A 17,804-nucleotide genomic window follows, 5' to 3' on the forward strand; every position below is an offset into this window, starting at 1 on the left:
AAGCTATATGACTAAAAGGAGAAGTTGAATGTTTAATATAATGATTGTTGACGATGAAGAATTGGAAAGGAAAGCTTTAAAGGTAATATTAAAAGAATTAAAAGAAGTTAATATAATAGCAGAAGCTTGTAATGGAAGAGAAGCAATAGAGTTTGATAAAAAATATAATCCTGATTTAATAATAATGGATGTAAAAATGCCAGGTTTTGATGGATGTAAAGCTGCTGAGATAATAAAAGCAAATAACAAAGAAAGAATAATAATAATGGTAACTGCACATGATGACTTTGAACTTGTGAGAAAAGCATTAGTATTAGGAGTTAATGATTATATTTTAAAACCAGTAAGGCCTAGAGAAATAATTAATATAGTTAATAATATTATTGTTAATTATAAAATTAACAATAAAGGTGAAAATACAGATAATAAATCTATTGTAGAAGAATATAAAGAAGAAATTAGTCCAATTGATAAGGCGTTAAAGTATATAGATGAAAATTTTAAGGATAATATTAACTTAAATACTATAGCAGACAAATGCAATTTAAGTTCATGTTATTTTAGTAAATTATTTAAAAGAGAGGTAGGAGTTAATTTTAGTCAATATTTGAAAAATAAAAAAATTCAACATGCAAAGAAACTATTAAAAACTACTGAAATACCTATTTTAAATATAGCTATAGATTTAGGATTTGAAGATTGTGGATATTTTATAAGGGTATTTAAAAATATAGAAGGAATTACTCCTAAAAAGTATAGAGAGAAAAATGAATAAAGAAAAAATGATGCTCCTTTAACAAAAATATATTTGTTGAAGGAGAATTTTTTTTGCTTGAAATTAAAACAATAGTTAAAAATGAGAAACTATTGTTTTAATTTTGTATTAGCAAGACAATAATTTAATATTTTTAGATTAAATATTAAAAACATGACTAAAATTTTATATTTTAATTTAATTAAGTTAAAAAAATAGTATTTTAATATGATAAAAATTAGGCAATATAGTTACAGAGAAAGACAAGAATTTTTGATGGATTTGAAGGAACTTTGAATTAAAATGTATACATAGATAAAAAAATAACAATCAAAGAGTAAGTAAAAATAATAAGTATAAAGTATTTTAAGGGAGGAAACTTAAGATGAAATCAAAAAGATTCGAGGTTTTAGCAAAGCGTCCTGTAAATCAAGATGGTTTAATTGGTGAATGGCCAGAAGAGGGATTAATTGCATTAGAAAGTCCTAATGATCCAAAATCATCTATAAAAATAGAAAATGGTATTGTAGTAGAATTAGATAGCAAAAAAAGAGAAGACTTTGATATGATAGATAAATTTATAGCAGACTATGCAATAAATTTAGATAATGCAGAAGAGGCTATGAAGTTAGATTCTGTTGAAATAGCAAAGAAGTTAGTAGATATAAATGTAAGCAGAGATGAAATTATAAAGATAACAACAGCAATAACTCCTGCAAAGGCAGTAGAAGTTATGACACATATGAATGTTGTTGAAATGATGATGGCGCTACAAAAAATGAGAGCTAGAAAAACTCCATCAAATCAATGTCACGTAACAAATCTTAAGGATAATCCAGTACAAATTGCAGCAGATGCGGCAGAAGCTGCAATTAGAGGTTTCTCAGAACAAGAAACTACAGTAGGTATAGTTAGATATGCACCTTTTAATGCACTTTCAATCCTTATAGGATCACAAGTTGGAAGAGGTGGAGTATTAACACAATGTTCAGTTGAAGAAGCTACAGAACTTGATCTTGGAATGAGAGGACTTACAAGCTATGCAGAAACAGTTTCAGTATATGGTACTGAATCAGTATTTACAGATGGAGATGATACTCCATGGTCAAAAGCATTTTTAGCATCAGCTTATGCTTCAAGAGGACTTAAGATGAGATATACATCAGGAACAGGTTCAGAAGCATTAATGGGATATGCAGAAGGAAAGTCAATGCTTTATCTAGAGTCAAGATGTATATTCATAACAAAGGGAGCTGGAGTTCAAGGACTTCAAAATGGAGCTGTTAGTTGTATTGGTATGACAGGAGCTGTTCCATCAGGAATAAGAGCAGTACTTGGAGAAAACTTAATAGCAGCAATGCTTGATTTAGAAGTTGCATCAGCTAATGACCAAACATTCTCACACTCAGATATAAGAAGAACAGCAAGAACATTAATGCAAATGCTTCCAGGAACAGATTTTATATTCTCAGGATATAGCGCAGTTCCAAATTATGATAACATGTTTGCAGGTTCAAATTTTGATGCTGAAGACTTTGATGACTACAATGTTTTACAAAGAGACTTAATGGTAGACGGAGGTCTAAGACCAGTATCAGAGGAAGAAACAATAGCAATTAGAAATAAAGCAGCAAAAGCTATACAAGCAGTATTTAGAGAATTAGGATTCCCTAAAATAACTGATGAAGAAGTAGAAGCTGCAACTTATGCACATGGAAGCAAGGACATGCCAGAAAGAAATGTAGTTGAAGACTTAAAGGCAGCAGAAGAAATGCTTAAAAAGAGAGTATCAGGATTAGATATAGTTAAAGCATTAAGTATAAATGGATTTGATGATGTTGCAAACAATATATTAAACATGCTTAAACAAAGAGTTACTGGAGATTATCTTCAAACATCAGCAATTCTTGATAAAGACTTTGATGTTATAAGTGCTGTTAACGATATAAATGATTATAAAGGACCAGGAACTGGATATAGACTTAGCAAAGAAAGATGGGAAGAAATTAAAGATATTCCTAACGTAATTAAACCAGAAGATATTGAATAAGGCTTAGAAGAGGTGAAAATAATGGAGAATACAGAGAATAAATTTGTTATGCCAGAACTTACTCTTAAAGAAGTAGGAGAAGCAAAGGTTGGAACAAGAGTAGATGAGGTTGTAATTGGACTTGCACCAGCATTTGAAAAATTTCAACATAAAACATTAGTTAATGTAAAGCATACGGATATTTTAAGAGAAATTATAGCGGGAATAGAAGAAGAAGGATTACATGCAAGAGTTGTTAGAATAGTAAGAACTTCAGATGTTTCTTTCATAGCAAATGATGCAGCAAAACTTAGTGGATCAGGAATTGGAATAGGAATTCAATCAAAGGGAACAACAGTAATACACCAAAAAGATTTACTTCCATTAAATAACTTAGAACTATTTCCACAAGCACCACTATTAACATTAGAAACATATAGATTAATAGGAAAAAATGCAGCAAAGTATGCAAAGGGAGAATCACCAACTCCAGTTCCAACAAAGAACGATCAAATGGTTAGACCTAAATTTATGGCAATAGCAGCATTATTCCACATAAAAGAAACTAAGCACGTAGAAGTTGGCGCAAAACCAATAGAAATAGAAGTTAAATTCTAATTTGTAAGGAGAAGAAGTTATGGAACAAAAAATGAGCCCTAAGGATTATCCTTTAGCAATAAAAAGATCTGATGATATAAAAACACCAACAGGAAAGAATTTTAAGGATATAACTTTAGAAAATATTTTAAGTGGAGATATTAAACCAGAAGACGTTAGAATATCACCTGAAACTTTAGAGATGCAAGCTCAAATAGCTGAAGGAATGAATAGAGAAGCTATTGCTAGAAACTTTAGAAGAGCAGCAGAACTTATAAAAGTTCCAGATGATAGAATACTTGAAATATATAATGCACTAAGACCTTTCCGTTCAACTAAAGAAGAACTTTTAGCTATAGCAGAAGAACTTGAAAATGTATATGGTGCAAAGGTTAATGCAGACTTTGTAAGAGAAGCAGTTGAAATATACGAAAAAAGAAATAAGCTAAAACAAGATTAATTTACCCGAATTTTGGGAGGATAATATGAAAATAATTGCAGGTGTTGATATTGGTAATGCTACTACGGAAGTAGCATTATCAAGAGTTAACAATAATAAAGAAATTGAATTTATTTCAAGTGGTATAGTTCCTACAACAGGAATAAAAGGTACTGAAGAAAATATAGATGGTGTTTTTGATTCTTTAAAACAAGCACTAAAAAAAGTATCTTTAGAACTTAAGGATTTAGATTTAGTTAGAATAAATGAAGCTGCACCAGTTATTGGTGATGTTGCAATGGAAACTATAACAGAAACAATAATAACTGAATCTACTATGATAGGTCACAACCCTAAAACTCCTGGTGGAATAGGAATTGGAACTGGAAAAACTATATATATAGAAGATTTAGAAAATATAAATAGTGAAGATTTAGAAGAGGATGAAGCTTTTATACCACTTATATTAAGTAGAGTTAATTTTTTAGAGGCAGCAGCTAGAATAAATCATGCTACAAGAAGAGGAATTAAAATTACAGCAGCAATAGTTCAAAGAGATGATGGAGTACTTATAAATAATAGATTAGATATAAAGATTCCAATAGTTGATGAAGTTATGCTTTTAGAAAAAGTTCCTGTAGGAATGAAAGCTGCAGTAGAAGTTGCAGCACAGGGAGATGTAGTTGAAAATTTAGCAAATCCTTATGGAATAGCAACAGTATTTAACTTATCATCAGAGGAAACTAAGATGATAGTACCTATATCTAGAGCACTTATTGGAAATAGATCAGCTGTAGTTATTAAAACTCCAAAGGGAGATGTAAAGGAAAAGAAAATACCAGCTGGTTGTATTAATATAGATGGATTAAAGAGAAAAGAAAGTGTTGATGTTGAACATGGTGCAGAAAAAATAATGGATGCTGTAAGATTATGTGTACCAATACAAGACGTTAAAGGAGAAGCTGGAACTAATGCAGGTGGAATGCTTGAAAGAGTAAGACAGGTTATGGCAAACCTTACTAAGCAAAAAATTAGTGACATAAAAATACAAGATTTGCTAGCAGTTGATACTTTTATTCCTCAAAAGGTTAAAGGTGGTCTTGCAGAAGAGTTTTCTCTTGAAAATGCAGTAGGAATTGCAGCTATGGTTAAAGCAGATAAGCTTCAAATGCAAATGATAGCAGATAAGCTTCAAGAAGAACTTAAAGTTCCAGTAGAAGTTGGTGGAGTAGAAGCTGACATGGCAATTCGTGGTGCACTTACAACTCCAGGAAGTAGTACACCTCTTGCAATACTTGATATGGGAGCAGGTTCTACTGACGCTTCAATAATAAATAAGCAAGGTAAAATATCATCAATTCACTTAGCTGGTGCTGGTAACATGGTAACTATGCTTATAAAATCTGAACTTGGACTTGAATCTTTTAATTTAGCAGAAGATATTAAAAAATATCCATTAGCTAAAGTTGAAAGTTTATTCCATATAAGACATGAAGATGGAACAGTTGAATTTTTTAAAGAGCCTTTAGATCCATCAGTTTTTGCTAAGGTTGTAATAATAAAAGATGGAATGCTTGTGCCAATAGATGGACAAACTTCAATAGAAAAGATAAGAAGTATAAGGAGAGGTGCAAAAGAGAAAGTCTTTGTAACTAATTGTTTAAGAGCTTTAAGTATAGTTTCACCAACAGGAAATATAAGAGATATTGAATTTGTTGTATTAGTTGGAGGATCTTCATTAGATTTTGAAGTACCTCAATTAGTTACAGACTCATTATCACAATATGGTGTAGTAGCTGGTCGTGGAAACATTAGAGGAACAGAAGGACCAAGAAATGCTGTTGCAACTGGACTTATATTAGCTTGTAATGGAATGGAGTAATTATTATGGCAATGGTAGTTAAAGGATATGAATACGAAATACCTTGTATATACGTATATTATTCATCTATGTTAGAAGATACATCTAAATTTGATGAGATATTATTGGGTATAGAAGAAGAAGGAATACCTTATGATGTAAAAAAAATAGATTGTAATGATTCAGAGGAACTTAGCCATTTAGCCTCTATTAAATCTAAATTAGCAGTAGGTATAGGAATTAGTAAAGAGGGAAAGATAAATTTAACCTTTAATAAATTACCTAAAAATAAACCACTTTTTACTGCATACTTAGATGATAATTCTAATATTTTAAGAGATTTAGGATGTAATGGAGGCAGATTAGTTAAGGGTATAGCCTTTAAATAAATTTTAAGGAGCAAATAAGTTATGTATAAGATTTACACACAAACTGGAGATAAAGGAACTACTTCTTTATTTGGTGGAAGTAGGGTTGATAAAGACAGTTTAAGAGTAGAAGCTTATGGAACTGTAGATGAAGTTGTTTCAATTATGGGACTTGCTTATTCTAAATTAAATTCTGATTCTTTAAAAGATGAAATTAAAAATATTCAAAAGAGATTATTTGTTTTAGGAGCAGAACTTGCAAGTGATAGCAAAGGAATGGAATATTTAAAAGATTTAATAAGTAAAGAGGATGTAGAAGTTTTAGAAGGATTAACAGATAAATATATGGAAATAACAGGTCCAATAAATGAATTTGTTATTCCAGGTAAAAATGAAACATCATCAATTCTTCATATAGCAAGAACTGTAGTTAGAAGAGCTGAAAGAAGAGTATCAACTCTTGCTAGGGAAGAAAATATAAGAGAAGAAGTTAGAATGTATATAAATCGTTTGTCAGATGCTTTATTTGCAATGGCAAGATTTGAAGAAGAAAAATTATAAATGGGAGGTTTAAATTATTATGAAAAAATTTAATGAAGTAAAAGAATTAAGTTTAGAAATGGTAAAGGAAATGGCTAAAGCTGCAGAAAATAAAGCTTTAGAAATGAATGTTCCAGTTGTATTTGCAGCAGTTGATAAGGGTGCTAACTTAATGTTAATGCACAGAATGGAAGAAGCTTTTATAACAAGCATTGATATAGCAATAAATAAAGCTTTTACAGCAGCATGTTTAAAACAAGGAAGCCATGAAGTTGCAGATGTTGTTAAGCCAGGAGAAAGTCTTTATGGATTACAACTTACTAATAACTGTAGAATAGTACCATTTGGTGGAGGATTCCCAATAATGGTTGATGGAAAAGTTATAGGAGCAGTTGGAGTAAGTGGTGGAACTGTAGAAGAAGATATGGCAATTGCACAAGCTGCAGTAGATGCTTTTAATAAATAAAAAAGTTAAATATTAAAATCAAAAAATATTTTTGAAATTAATTAAATATAAAATATTATTTTAGGAGGACTTAAAAATGAGAATGTACGATTATTTAGTACCAAGTGTTAATTTTATGGGAGCTAACTCAATATCAGTAGTTGGAGAAAGATGTAAAATATTAGGCGGAAAAAAAGCGCTAATAGTTACAGATAAATTTTTAAGAAGCATGGAAGGTGGAGCAGTAGAATTAACTGCAAAATACTTACAAGAAGCTGGAATAGAAATAGCTTACTATGATGGAGTAGAACCAAATCCAAAGGATACAAATGTAAAAGATGGATTAAAAATATTTAAAGATGAAAATTGTGACATGATAGTTACAGTAGGTGGCGGAAGCTCACATGACTGTGGTAAGGGAATAGGAATTGCAGCAACTCATGAAGGAGATCTTTATGACTATGCAGGAATAGAAACATTAACAAATGCACTTCCTCCAATAGTAGCAGTTAATACTACAGCAGGAACAGCAAGTGAAGTAACAAGACACTGCGTTATAACAAATACAAAAACTAAAGTTAAATTTGTTATAGTAAGCTGGAGAAACTTACCACTTGTATCAATTAATGATCCACTATTAATGGTTAAAAAGCCTGCTGGACTTACAGCTGCAACAGGAATGGATGCTTTAACTCACGCAGTAGAAGCTTATGTATCAAAAGATGCTAACCCTGTAACAGATGCTGCTGCTATTCAAGCAATTAAGTTAATATCAAGTAACTTAAGACAAGCAGTTGCATTAGGAGAAAACTTAGAAGCTAGAGAAAATATGGCATATGGTTCATTATTAGCAGGTATGGCATTTAATAATGCTAACTTAGGATATGTACATGCTATGGCTCACCAATTAGGTGGATTATATGATATGCCTCATGGAGTTGCAAATGCTATGCTACTTCCTCACGTAGAAAAGTACAACTTAATTTCAAATCCACAAAAATTCGCAGATATAGCTGAATTTATGGGAGAAAACATAGAAGGATTATCAGTTATGGATGCTGCACAAAAAGCAATTGATGCAATGTTTAGACTTTCAGCTGATATTGGAATTCCAGCAAGACTTAGAGATATGGGAATAAAGGAAGAAGACTTTGAATATATGGCAGAAATGGCATTAAAGGATGGAAATGCTTTCTCAAATCCAAGAAAAGGAAATGAAAAAGACATAGTTAACATATTTAAAGCTGCATTCTAAATTATAAGAAAAAAATATATTTAAAAACAAAAGCCCCTTTATTAAATTTAAAGGGGCTTTTAATGAGGACATATTACTTTACCTAGGAGGAATAATACATATGAATTTACAAAACTTTATGGCTGAACTTATTGGAACTGCGATTTTAGTTTTATTAGGTGATGGTGTTGTAGCTAATGTTGTACTTAAAAAATCTAAAGGATTTAATTCAGGATGGATGGTTATAGCATCAGGATGGGCATTTGCTGTTGCAATTCCAGTATATATGTTCGGAAGTGTAAGTGGAGCACATTTTAATCCAGCAGTTACAATAGCTTTAGCTGTTACTGGAGCATTTCCATGGAATCAAGTTCCAATGTATATTTTAGCTCAACTTATAGGAGCTTTTATAGGAGCAACTCTTGTTTTATTATCTTATTATAATCATTTTGAAGCAACAGAAGATAAGTCTACTAAACTTGGAGTATTTTGTACAGCTCCAGAAATAAGAAATCCAAAATGGAACTTTGTTACTGAATTCATAGGAACATTTTTATTAATATTTGGAATTATAGGAATTACAGCTCATCCATTTGTTGATGGAGTACAACCACTTGCAATAGGTATTCTTATATGGGCAATTGGATTATGTTTAGGTGGACCTACAGGATATGCAATAAACCCAATAAGAGATTTTGGTCCAAGACTTGCTCATTTTATATTACCTGTACCAGGTAAGGGAAGTTCAAATTGGGGATATGCATGGATACCAGTTGTAGCACCTATATTAGGAGCTATAGTAGGAGCTTTAGTTTATAAAGTAATATTTTAATTAATAATTTATAATTAATATTTGGAATAAAAAAAATCATTTCTTTAAAACTTTTAAATTTTGCTTTTATTTTATAGTAAATAAGGTTACAATATAGAATATAATGTTTAAGTAAGAAACTTAAGTATAAGGAGGAATTTAAATGGATAAAGAATTAAATAAATGTGGATGTGGAAATCACGAAGATAATCACGAATGTGGATGTGGTGGACACGATCACGGACATGATCATGAATGTGAATGCGGTTGTGGTGAAGATCATAACGAACATTTTGTTGTAGATTTAGTAGATGATGAAGGAAATACTATATCATGTCCAATTATAGATGCTTTTGAATTCGAAGGAAATGAATATGTTTTAGCTAAGAATATGGATGATGAATCTGTATATTTATTCAGAGCTTCAGAAGAAAGCGAAGAATTAGTAGTTCCAGAGGAAGATGAATTTGAAAGAGTTTCAACATATTATAATGAAACATTAGTAGAAGAATAAAAATGAGAGTGGTATTACCACTCTTTTTTGCAAATAATATAGAACTTTTAAAATTTATAAAATATCAAATTGGTATAGTCATTATATAGGTAAAGAAGGTTTAAAATTATGAAATATGCAGATTTACATATACATTCTACCTTTTCTGATGGCAATTTAACACCAGAACAAATATTAAAAGATGCTGAAAAAAAAGGAATAAAATATATTTCTATAACGGATCATGATTCAATTGATTCACAATATATCATAGAAAATAATAGTAGTAATATTATAGTAATACCAGGAATTGAACTAAGCAGTGAAATTGATGAATTTGAAATTCATATATTGGGGTATTTCATTGATATAAATAATAAGAATCTTAATGAAATAGTAAATAAAGTGAAAGTATCAAGAATAAACAGGGTAAAATCAATTGTTGAAAAACTTAAAGATGAAGGTATAATTTTGAATATAGATGATATTATAAAATATAATTCTTCAGTTGGAAGAGCTCATATTGCAAATGAAATTGTAAAAAGTGGATATGAGAAAAATTATAAATCAGCATTTTTAAAGTATTTACTTAAAGGAAAACCAGCATATGTAAAGGGTGAAAAATTAAACTATAAAGAAGCTTTAAAGATAATAAATGACGCTAATGGTATTGCAGTGCTTGCACATCCTGGAAAGATATATAAGAGTATGGCAGTTGAAAAAATAATAAGAGAATTAAAATGTTATGGATTAAGAGGCATTGAGGTTTATCATCCAAGTCATACTAAAGAACAAATAAACTTATTTAATAATTTAAGTAAAAAATATAAACTTTTAATTACTGGAGGAAGCGATTTTCATAATGATATTAATAAGGATATGAAAATAGGATTTCAAGGAATTAATGAAAAATTATTAAATATTTTAATAAGTAATAAAAAATAATAAAGTTAAAATTAAAGGGGCGAAAAAAATGAATTTATCTAGCAGAGTAACAGGAATATCACCATCAATAACTTTGGCGATTACAGCAAAAGCTAAAGAATTAAAAAATAGTGGAGTAGATGTAATTAGTTTTGGAGTTGGGGAACCAGATTTTAATACTCCTTCAAATATAATAGAAGCTGGATATAAAGCAATGATTGAAGGGAAGACAAAATATACAGAAACATCTGGAATAAGTGAACTTAGAGAAGAAATTTGTAGAAAATTTAAAGATGATAATAATTTAAATTATTCTAAAGATCAAATAATTGTTAGTAATGGAGCAAAACAATGTTTAGCTAATGCATTTATGGCAATATTAGATAAAGATGATGAAGTAATTATACCTATGCCATATTGGGTAAGTTATCCAGAACTTGTTAAAATAGCAGGAGGAGTTCCTGTAGTTGTAGATTCAAAGGAAGAGCATAATTACAAGTACACAATTAAATCTTTAGAAGATAAACTATCTAACAAAACAAAGGCTATTATATTAAATAGTCCCAATAATCCAACTGGAACAATATATTCAAAGGAAGAACTTTTAAAAATAGCTGAATTTGCAAAAGAGCATAACTTAATTATTATATCAGATGAAGTGTATGAAAAATTAATATATGATGATGAGAAGCATATAAGTATAGCATCTTTAACTGATTATGCTTATGAAAATACAATTGTAATAAATGGTTTATCAAAATCAGCAGCAATGACAGGATGGAGAATAGGATATGCAGCTTCAAATAAAGAAGTAATTAAAGCTATGACAAGTCTTCAAAGTCATATGACTTCAAATATAAATTCAATAACACAATATGCAGCAATAGAGGCACTTAAAAATTCTAAGGGAAGTTCAGATAAAATGCTTAAAGAATTTAATAAGAGAAGAGAATATATGATAAATAGATTAGATAATATAAAAGATATTAATTATATACTTCCAAATGGTGCATTTTATATTATGATAGATGTAAGCAAGTTTTATGGTAAAAGTATAAACAATAACTTAATTAAAGATTCTTTAAGTTTTTCAAAGTTTCTTTTAGAAGAAAATAAAGTTGCTGTAGTTCCAGGAGTGGGCTTTGGAATAGATAATTATGTAAGATTATCTTATGCAACATCTATGGAAAATATAGAAAAAGGTTTAAATAGAATAGAAGAGTTTCTTAAAAAACTTAAATAATAAAAATTAAGAAACCTTATTTATAAAAGGTGATTAACCAAAATTTTGGGATAATCATCTTTTTTTAGGTATAGATAGAAATTAACATAAAAAATATTATATAATATATATTATATAAAACATTATATTTGGAGGCAATAATGATAAAGCTAGCAATATTTGACGTAGATTTTACAATAACAAAAAAAGAAACTTTAATGCAATTTTTTAAGTATATGGTGTATAAGGATAAAAGTAATATTAGATTTTTGCCAAGAGCTATATTTTCAGGAATTATGTATAGCATAGGAATTTATGATGAGAAAAAGGTTAAAGAAACTTTTTTGAAATTTATAGATGGAGTAGATGAAAAAAAGCTTACTAAAATAGTAAAAGATTTTTATAGAGACGTTTTAAAAAATATATTATATGATGATGCTATAAAAATGATGAGAGATTTAAAAAAAGAGGGATATAAAATATATTTAATATCAGCATCACCAGAGTTTTACTTAAATGAATTTTATGAATATAAAGAAGTAGATAAAATAATAGGAACTAAATTTAAGTTTAAAGATGGAAAATTTTTAAGAAAGATGGATGGACATAATTGTAAAGGTGCGGAAAAAGTAAAAAGATTAATGGAAGAACTTAAAAAAGATAATATAGAGGTAGATTTTAAAAATTCTTATATGTTCTCAGACTCATTGTCAGATAAGCCTTTATTAGACTTAGTAGGTCATCCTTATTTAATAAATTTTAAAAAGAAAAATGATATAGAAATACTTAACTGGAAATAAATAAGCTGTGCTTTTTTAAAGCACAGCTTAATATTTTTCCTATTTGCTCATTATTGAACTTGTTAGTGGTGGTATTACTTGTTTCTTTCTAGAAAGAACTCCAGGTAAAAATGACATTGAATCTTCTAATTTAATAGAGAATGCATCTTCAACTATTTCAGGTTTCTTTCCAGCTACAAGTATTTGTGAACCTTCATTTAATATGTCAGTTAATAATAACATAACCATATCAAATCCTGATTCGTCTGCCTTCTTATTCATGTATGTTAACATTTCTTCTTTTAAAGGCATAAATCCTTCAATATCCATTGTATTTACTTGAGCAACACCTATTTTAGTATCTCCCATAGTAAATGGTTTGAAATCTTGGTTGAATATTTGTTCAACTGTTTTTCCTTGTAGTGAAGTACCTGCTTTAAACATTTCTTTAGCAAATTCTTCTATATTTATTCCAGCTATTTCAGCAAGTTTATTGCAAAGATATTTATCTTGTTCAGTGCAAGTTGGACTTCTGAATAATAAAGTATCAGATATTATTGCACCACATAAAATTCCTGCAATTTCTTTTGATGGTCTTATTCCATTTTCAAAATAGCACTTAGAAACTATTGAAGAAGTACTTCCAATTGGTTCATTTCTAAAATAAATTGGATTGTTTGTTTGAATATCAGCAACTCTGTGATGGTCGATGATTTCAAGAACTTCAGCTTCCTCTAAACCTGGAACAGATTGTGCTCTTTCATTATGGTCAACTTGAATAACCTTTTTCTTAAAGTTTGAAATAAGGTGATATCTTGAAATAGTTCCTATAACTTTTCCTTCTGAATCAATTACAGGATAACTTCTGTATCTACTTTCAAGCATAGCTTCTTTAACATCTTCAACTAAATCTTCAGTAGAGAATGAAACTATATCATCTTTAATCATAACGTATCTTACAGGGATACTTTGAATTATAAGTCTAGCTGCTGTAAATGAATCGTGAGGAGTTGAAATTACAGTAATTCCAGCCTTCTTTGCTTTTTCTAAAAGTTCTTCACTTAAAGTAGTAGAACCTATTAATATCATTAAAGAAACATTTTCATTAATAACTTCCTCTTGGATTTCTGGTCTGTCGCCAACAATTACTATGTCACCTGCTTCAATATGTTCTTTTAATGAATTTGGTTGCATAGCAGCAACACATATTTTACCAGGGAAAACTTTAACATCTTTATTTATGTAGAAAGCCTTTGCTGATAATGTATCGATTATGTTGTCAATAGTTGCTTCACTTTTACTTAAAATTTTATTATCCCATATATCCATATAAGATGAAGTTAAATTTGAAACTGATAAGACTCCTAGAAGATGATCATTTGCATCTCCTACTGGAATAGTTTTAACATTTTTGTCTCTCATTATATTCCAAGCCATTTTTAAAGATATATCAGGTGATATTGGACTGATGTTATCTATTTTTAAATCTTCAACTTTTAATTTTACTGTCTCTAAAAACTCAGGTGCTTTAACATTAAAGTAGTCTAAGATAAATTGAGTTTCACGACTAACGTTTCCTAATCTAACTGGTATAGCTGGTATTTCTCCTATTTTATTTTTTAATGCAGCATATGAAATAGCAGCACATATTGAATCTGAATCAGGATTTCTATGACCAGTAACATATATTACGTTCTTCAAATATATTACCTCCTTATATATAAAATTATAGTATAATTGTAAGTCCTAAATAAAAAAATGTAAAGCTAACTTTAAACAAAACTTTTCATAAGTTAATAACTTTTAAATATATATATATAAGAATATTAAAAAGGAGGGATTATTAAGTGATAAAAGAACAAAGTATGCTTCCAGGACTTACAACTAAAGAAGCAGAAAAAAGAATTAAAAGTTTTGGATTAAATGAACTTGAACATAAACAAAAATCATCTCCAATAAAAATTTTTCTATCTCAATTTAATGATTTTATGGTTTGGGTATTAATAGGTGCAACTATAATATCAGGATTTATGGGAGATACAGCTGATGCAATAACCATACTTATTATAGTTATAGTAAATGCTTTTTTAGGATTTTTTCAGGAGTTTAAGACAGAGAAATCATTAGAAGCTTTAAAAGATATGGCAGCACCAACTTGTAAAGTTTATAGGGATGGAAGAATTAAAGTTATAAATTCTAAATATTTAACAATTGGAGATATTGTAATATTAGAATCTGGAGATAGAATACCAGCAGATGGAGAATTTTTGGAAGCCTCTGGAATTGTTGTTGATGAATCACTTTTAACTGGGGAATCAGTTGGTGTAAATAAAGATTGCAATAAGGATAATAATCTAGGCTTTATGGGTACAAATGTTTTAAAAGGTAAAGGTCTTTTTAGAGTAAAAGAAATTGGCATGAAAACAGAGATGGGTAAGATTGCAAATCTTCTTCAAAATATTGATGATGAAAAATCACCTTTAAAAGAAAAGTTAGATTCACTTGGAAAAATACTAGTTATACTTTGTATAATTATATGTATTATAGTAACCGTTTTTGGAATAATTAGAGGTAATGAAATTGGAGAAATGTTTATGCTTGGAGTTTCTTTAGCAGTTGCTGCCATTCCAGAAGGTTTAGCTGCAATAGTAACAGTAGCACTAGCACTTGGTGTATCTAAAATGCTAAAAAGAAATGCTTTAATTAGAAAACTTCCAGCTGTTGAAACTTTAGGATGTACCTCTGTAATTTGTTCTGATAAAACAGGAACATTAACTCAAAATAAAATGACAGTTAAGGAAATTTATTTAAATGGAAAAATAATTGAACTACAAAAAGATAATTTAAATAAAATAAAAGGCATAGAAAAATTAAAAAGTGCTTTAGTTCATTGCAATGATTGTAAAATAGATAAAAAGTTAAAAAATTTAGATAAAGCTTTATATGGAGATCCAACTGAAACAGCATTAGTTAGAATGTTTTTTAATAATGTAAATGATGCAAAAGAATTTAGTAATAAAGTAGAGAGGATATTTGACATACCTTTTGATTCTACAAGAAAGATGATGTCAGTAATAGTTAAAGAAAATGGCAGTGAAATATGTTATGTAAAAGGAGCACCAGAGAAAATATTAGAAAAGAGTAATTATATATATGAAGATGGATCTATAAAACCACTAACTTTTCAAAAGAAAAAATTAATAAGTAATGGCTTAGAAGCTATGTCCTCTAGAGCATTAAGATGTATTGGTGCAGCATATAAAGTTGATAATCTAGTGAAAAGTGAAAGCTTGGAAAATGATTTAATTTTTATAGGCTTTGCAGGAAGTATAGATCCTCCTAGAAAGGAAGCAAGAGATGCTGTACTTAAATGTAAGCTTGCAGGAATTAAACCTGTAATGATTACAGGAGATCATAAAAATACTGCTCTTTCTATAGCTAAATCTTTAAACATATGCAAAAATGAAGATCAAGTATTAACTGGAAAAGAAATAGAAAATATGACAGATAAAGAACTTTATAAAAAAGTAGATAACATTAGAGTATTTGCAAGGGTTTCTCCTAATCATAAATTAAGAATTGTGAGAGCTTTTAAATCAAGAGGGAATATAGTGGCTATGACAGGAGATGGAGTAAATGATGCTCCTGCAATTAAGGAGGCGGATATTGGAATATCAATGGGGCTTTCAGGAACAGATGTAACAAAGGAAGCTTCCTCTATGATTCTTATGGATGATAACTTTAGTACAATAGTAGCAGCAGTAGAAGAGGGAAGAGTAATTTATGATAATATTAGAAAGTTTATAAGGTATCTTTTATCTTGTAACTTAGGGGAAGTATTAACTATGTTTCTAGCAACATTATTTACAATGCCAAATCCTCTTATTCCAATACAAATTTTATTTGTAAATTTAGTAACAGATGGACTTCCAGCAATAGCACTTGGAGTTGATCCACCAGATAATGATATTATGAGACAACAACCTAGAGATAAAAAAGAAGGTATATTTGCAAGAGGACTTACTGAAAAGATATTAATAAGAGGATCTTTAATAGGTATATGTACACTTCTTGCATTTATGGCTGGCAGATATTATGGAATGGATCTTAAAACTTGTAGAACAATAGCTCTTGCAACTCTTATAATGTCTCAATTATTTCATGTATTTGAGTGTAGATCAGAAAGACATTCAATATTTGAAATAAAATTATTTACTAATCCTTATTTGGTTATGGCTGTGGGAGTATCTATAGGTATGCTTATTTCAATATTATACATTCCATTTTTAAGTGGAATATTTCATACAGTTCCATTAATGCTTAAACATTGGACATTAGTTCTTTTCTTCTCAGGTGTAATAGCATTTATAAATAGTGTTTATTTATTTATAAAGTCAAAATAAAAATATTTATTTAAAGTATAATCCACAGACTATATAAATTTATGATAATATATAGTAAATAATAAATGAGGTGATATTTATGATTAAACATATAGTTATGTGGGATTTAAAAGATGAAAATAAATTAGAAAATGCAAAGAAATTAAAGGCATCATTAGAAAATCTAAAAGAAGAAATAAATGAAATAAAAGAAATAGAAGTTGGGATAAATATAAATAATAGTGATGCAAGTATGGATGTAGTTTTATATTCAGTATTTAATACTTTAGAAGATTTGGATATTTATCAAAATCATCCAAAACATTTAAAGGTTAAGGAGTTTGTTAAAAATATTTCTACAAATAGAAAAGTAATTGATTTTGAAGCATAAATAATAAAAGCTACGTTTAAAAAACGTAGCTTTTATTACATTTGTCTTTGTCTCATTCTTGAAGCTGTTTGTCTAGCCTTTTTAATTTGAGAATGATCTATTGGAATTAAATCTTTCTTAGTAGTTAAGTTAAGAATATTTTGAAGTTGGATTACTTCTGAATCCTTCTTACCTTTAACACCTTTAAGTCCCATTACCATAACTTTATGACCTTTATTTAATTGTATAAAGTCTGGAGTTTTAAACCATCTATTTTTTCTGTATCTACATTTAACAGCACCTCTACCAGCATCTGGCTTAAGTATTATGTCAACTATTAATTTATGAAAAATTATATAATTTTTTTCTTCAGTTTTAACTGAAATAATAGTACCTGCAGCACTTGTTATTCTATCGCCATATTTTTCAAAGTAAGAGTCTCTAAAATATTTATCAAATTTATCTCTAAAGCTCATAAACAAATCTCCTTTATATATATAAGTCCGTTTTTATGGATAAGTCCAGTATAACAAATAATATTATAACATAAATAAAA

Annotated in this window: 18 protein-coding genes; 16 read left to right on the forward strand and 2 right to left on the reverse strand. The window is 29.0% G+C overall.

The window, feature by feature from the left end; translation table 11 throughout:
• Window positions 1–28 precede the first annotated feature (28 nt).
• From J2Z53_RS05180 to J2Z53_RS05245, 14 genes are all read left to right on the forward strand, one after another.
• Window positions 29–775 (forward strand): response regulator, encoded by a 747-nt coding sequence (locus J2Z53_RS05180; protein ID WP_209796171.1) that lies wholly within the window; start codon window positions 29–31, stop codon window positions 773–775.
• Window positions 776–1,139: 364 nt separating this feature from the next.
• Window positions 1,140–2,804, forward strand: coding sequence for a propanediol/glycerol family dehydratase large subunit (locus J2Z53_RS05185; protein ID WP_209796172.1), 1,665 nt, complete (start codon window positions 1,140–1,142; stop codon window positions 2,802–2,804).
• A gap of 21 nt (window positions 2,805–2,825) precedes the next feature.
• Window positions 2,826–3,401 (forward strand): propanediol/glycerol family dehydratase medium subunit, encoded by a 576-nt coding sequence (locus J2Z53_RS05190; protein ID WP_209796173.1) that lies wholly within the window; start codon window positions 2,826–2,828, stop codon window positions 3,399–3,401.
• Between the two features lie 19 nt (window positions 3,402–3,420).
• Complete coding sequence (locus tag J2Z53_RS05195; RefSeq protein WP_209796174.1) at window positions 3,421–3,840, forward strand: diol dehydratase small subunit; 420 nt, start codon at window positions 3,421–3,423, stop codon at window positions 3,838–3,840.
• A gap of 25 nt (window positions 3,841–3,865) precedes the next feature.
• A complete protein-coding gene (locus J2Z53_RS05200; protein WP_209796175.1) occupies window positions 3,866–5,701 on the forward strand; it encodes a diol dehydratase reactivase subunit alpha in 1,836 nt (611 codons plus the stop codon).
• Window positions 5,702–5,706: 5 nt separating this feature from the next.
• The gene (locus J2Z53_RS05205; protein WP_234925775.1) at window positions 5,707–6,069 is read left to right on the forward strand and encodes a glycerol dehydratase reactivase beta/small subunit family protein; all 363 of its coding nucleotides are present in this window, start codon (window positions 5,707–5,709) and stop codon (window positions 6,067–6,069) included.
• Between the two features lie 21 nt (window positions 6,070–6,090).
• Window positions 6,091–6,609 (forward strand): cob(I)yrinic acid a,c-diamide adenosyltransferase, encoded by a 519-nt coding sequence (locus tag J2Z53_RS05210; protein WP_209796176.1) that lies wholly within the window; start codon window positions 6,091–6,093, stop codon window positions 6,607–6,609.
• Between the two features lie 19 nt (window positions 6,610–6,628).
• Window positions 6,629–7,054 carry a GlcG/HbpS family heme-binding protein gene (locus tag J2Z53_RS05215; protein WP_209796177.1) on the forward strand — a complete coding sequence of 142 codons (426 nt, stop codon included), beginning with the start codon at window positions 6,629–6,631 and terminating at the stop codon, window positions 7,052–7,054.
• 76 nt (window positions 7,055–7,130) lie between these two features.
• The gene (gene dhaT / locus J2Z53_RS05220) at window positions 7,131–8,288 is read left to right on the forward strand and encodes a 1,3-propanediol dehydrogenase (RefSeq protein ID WP_209796178.1); all 1,158 of its coding nucleotides are present in this window, start codon (window positions 7,131–7,133) and stop codon (window positions 8,286–8,288) included.
• 100 nt (window positions 8,289–8,388) lie between these two features.
• Window positions 8,389–9,099 (forward strand): MIP/aquaporin family protein, encoded by a 711-nt coding sequence (locus J2Z53_RS05225; RefSeq protein ID WP_209796179.1) that lies wholly within the window; start codon window positions 8,389–8,391, stop codon window positions 9,097–9,099.
• A gap of 142 nt (window positions 9,100–9,241) precedes the next feature.
• Complete coding sequence (locus J2Z53_RS05230) at window positions 9,242–9,592, forward strand: DUF1292 domain-containing protein (protein ID WP_209796180.1); 351 nt, start codon at window positions 9,242–9,244, stop codon at window positions 9,590–9,592.
• 108 nt (window positions 9,593–9,700) lie between these two features.
• Window positions 9,701–10,516, forward strand: a complete 816-nt coding sequence (locus J2Z53_RS05235; protein ID WP_209796181.1) for a PHP domain-containing protein — start codon at window positions 9,701–9,703, stop codon at window positions 10,514–10,516.
• A 28-nt stretch (window positions 10,517–10,544) separates the two neighbouring features.
• Window positions 10,545–11,738 carry a pyridoxal phosphate-dependent aminotransferase gene (locus J2Z53_RS05240; RefSeq protein WP_209796182.1) on the forward strand — a complete coding sequence of 398 codons (1,194 nt, stop codon included), beginning with the start codon at window positions 10,545–10,547 and terminating at the stop codon, window positions 11,736–11,738.
• A 140-nt stretch (window positions 11,739–11,878) separates the two neighbouring features.
• A complete protein-coding gene (locus tag J2Z53_RS05245) occupies window positions 11,879–12,517 on the forward strand; it encodes an HAD-IB family hydrolase (RefSeq protein ID WP_209796183.1) in 639 nt (212 codons plus the stop codon).
• A gap of 39 nt (window positions 12,518–12,556) precedes the next feature.
• Here J2Z53_RS05245 and J2Z53_RS05250 read toward each other — a convergent pair whose 3' ends face one another.
• A complete protein-coding gene (locus J2Z53_RS05250) occupies window positions 12,557–14,197 on the reverse strand; it encodes a putative manganese-dependent inorganic diphosphatase (protein ID WP_209796184.1) in 1,641 nt (546 codons plus the stop codon).
• Window positions 14,198–14,361: 164 nt separating this feature from the next.
• Between J2Z53_RS05250 and J2Z53_RS05255 the strand changes: the two genes are divergently transcribed.
• Window positions 14,362–16,899 carry a calcium-translocating P-type ATPase, SERCA-type gene (locus J2Z53_RS05255; RefSeq protein ID WP_234925788.1) on the forward strand — a complete coding sequence of 846 codons (2,538 nt, stop codon included), beginning with the start codon at window positions 14,362–14,364 and terminating at the stop codon, window positions 16,897–16,899.
• Window positions 16,900–16,978: 79 nt separating this feature from the next.
• On the forward strand, window positions 16,979–17,269 hold the full coding sequence (locus J2Z53_RS05260; protein WP_209796186.1) for a Dabb family protein: 291 nt from the start codon (window positions 16,979–16,981) through the stop codon (window positions 17,267–17,269).
• Between the two features lie 35 nt (window positions 17,270–17,304).
• On the opposite strand, the gene J2Z53_RS05265 is transcribed toward J2Z53_RS05260, so the two are convergent.
• Complete coding sequence (locus tag J2Z53_RS05265; protein ID WP_209796187.1) at window positions 17,305–17,724, reverse strand: hypothetical protein; 420 nt, start codon at window positions 17,722–17,724, stop codon at window positions 17,305–17,307.
• Window positions 17,725–17,804 lie beyond the last annotated feature (80 nt).

This window comes from Clostridium moniliforme (genome assembly GCF_017873235.1).
GTDB classification, from domain to species: domain Bacteria; phylum Bacillota; class Clostridia; order Clostridiales; family Clostridiaceae; genus Clostridium; species Clostridium moniliforme.

What these genes read in the sequence shown, in the direction of transcription:
- J2Z53_RS05225 (WP_209796179.1), top strand. Translation starts at nt 8,389, where the DNA reads ATGAATTTACAAAACTTTATGGCTGAACTTATTGGAACTGCGATTTTA.
- J2Z53_RS05205 (WP_234925775.1), top strand. Translation starts at nt 5,707, where the DNA reads ATGGCAATGGTAGTTAAAGGATATGAATACGAAATACCTTGTATATAC.
- J2Z53_RS05235 (WP_209796181.1), top strand. Translation starts at nt 9,701, where the DNA reads ATGAAATATGCAGATTTACATATACATTCTACCTTTTCTGATGGCAAT.
- J2Z53_RS05190 (WP_209796173.1), top strand. Translation starts at nt 2,826, where the DNA reads ATGGAGAATACAGAGAATAAATTTGTTATGCCAGAACTTACTCTTAAA.
- J2Z53_RS05210 (WP_209796176.1), top strand. Translation starts at nt 6,091, where the DNA reads ATGTATAAGATTTACACACAAACTGGAGATAAAGGAACTACTTCTTTA.
- J2Z53_RS05180 (WP_209796171.1), top strand. Translation starts at nt 29, where the DNA reads ATGTTTAATATAATGATTGTTGACGATGAAGAATTGGAAAGGAAAGCT.
- dhaT (WP_209796178.1), top strand. Translation starts at nt 7,131, where the DNA reads ATGAGAATGTACGATTATTTAGTACCAAGTGTTAATTTTATGGGAGCT.
- J2Z53_RS05240 (WP_209796182.1), top strand. Translation starts at nt 10,545, where the DNA reads ATGAATTTATCTAGCAGAGTAACAGGAATATCACCATCAATAACTTTG.
- J2Z53_RS05245 (WP_209796183.1), top strand. Translation starts at nt 11,879, where the DNA reads ATGATAAAGCTAGCAATATTTGACGTAGATTTTACAATAACAAAAAAA.
- J2Z53_RS05230 (WP_209796180.1), top strand. Translation starts at nt 9,242, where the DNA reads ATGGATAAAGAATTAAATAAATGTGGATGTGGAAATCACGAAGATAAT.
- J2Z53_RS05215 (WP_209796177.1), top strand. Translation starts at nt 6,629, where the DNA reads ATGAAAAAATTTAATGAAGTAAAAGAATTAAGTTTAGAAATGGTAAAG.
- J2Z53_RS05260 (WP_209796186.1), top strand. Translation starts at nt 16,979, where the DNA reads ATGATTAAACATATAGTTATGTGGGATTTAAAAGATGAAAATAAATTA.
- J2Z53_RS05255 (WP_234925788.1), top strand. Translation starts at nt 14,362, where the DNA reads ATGCTTCCAGGACTTACAACTAAAGAAGCAGAAAAAAGAATTAAAAGT.
- J2Z53_RS05265 (WP_209796187.1), bottom strand. Translation starts at nt 17,724, where the DNA reads ATGAGCTTTAGAGATAAATTTGATAAATATTTTAGAGACTCTTACTTT.
- J2Z53_RS05200 (WP_209796175.1), top strand. Translation starts at nt 3,866, where the DNA reads ATGAAAATAATTGCAGGTGTTGATATTGGTAATGCTACTACGGAAGTA.
- J2Z53_RS05195 (WP_209796174.1), top strand. Translation starts at nt 3,421, where the DNA reads ATGGAACAAAAAATGAGCCCTAAGGATTATCCTTTAGCAATAAAAAGA.
- J2Z53_RS05185 (WP_209796172.1), top strand. Translation starts at nt 1,140, where the DNA reads ATGAAATCAAAAAGATTCGAGGTTTTAGCAAAGCGTCCTGTAAATCAA.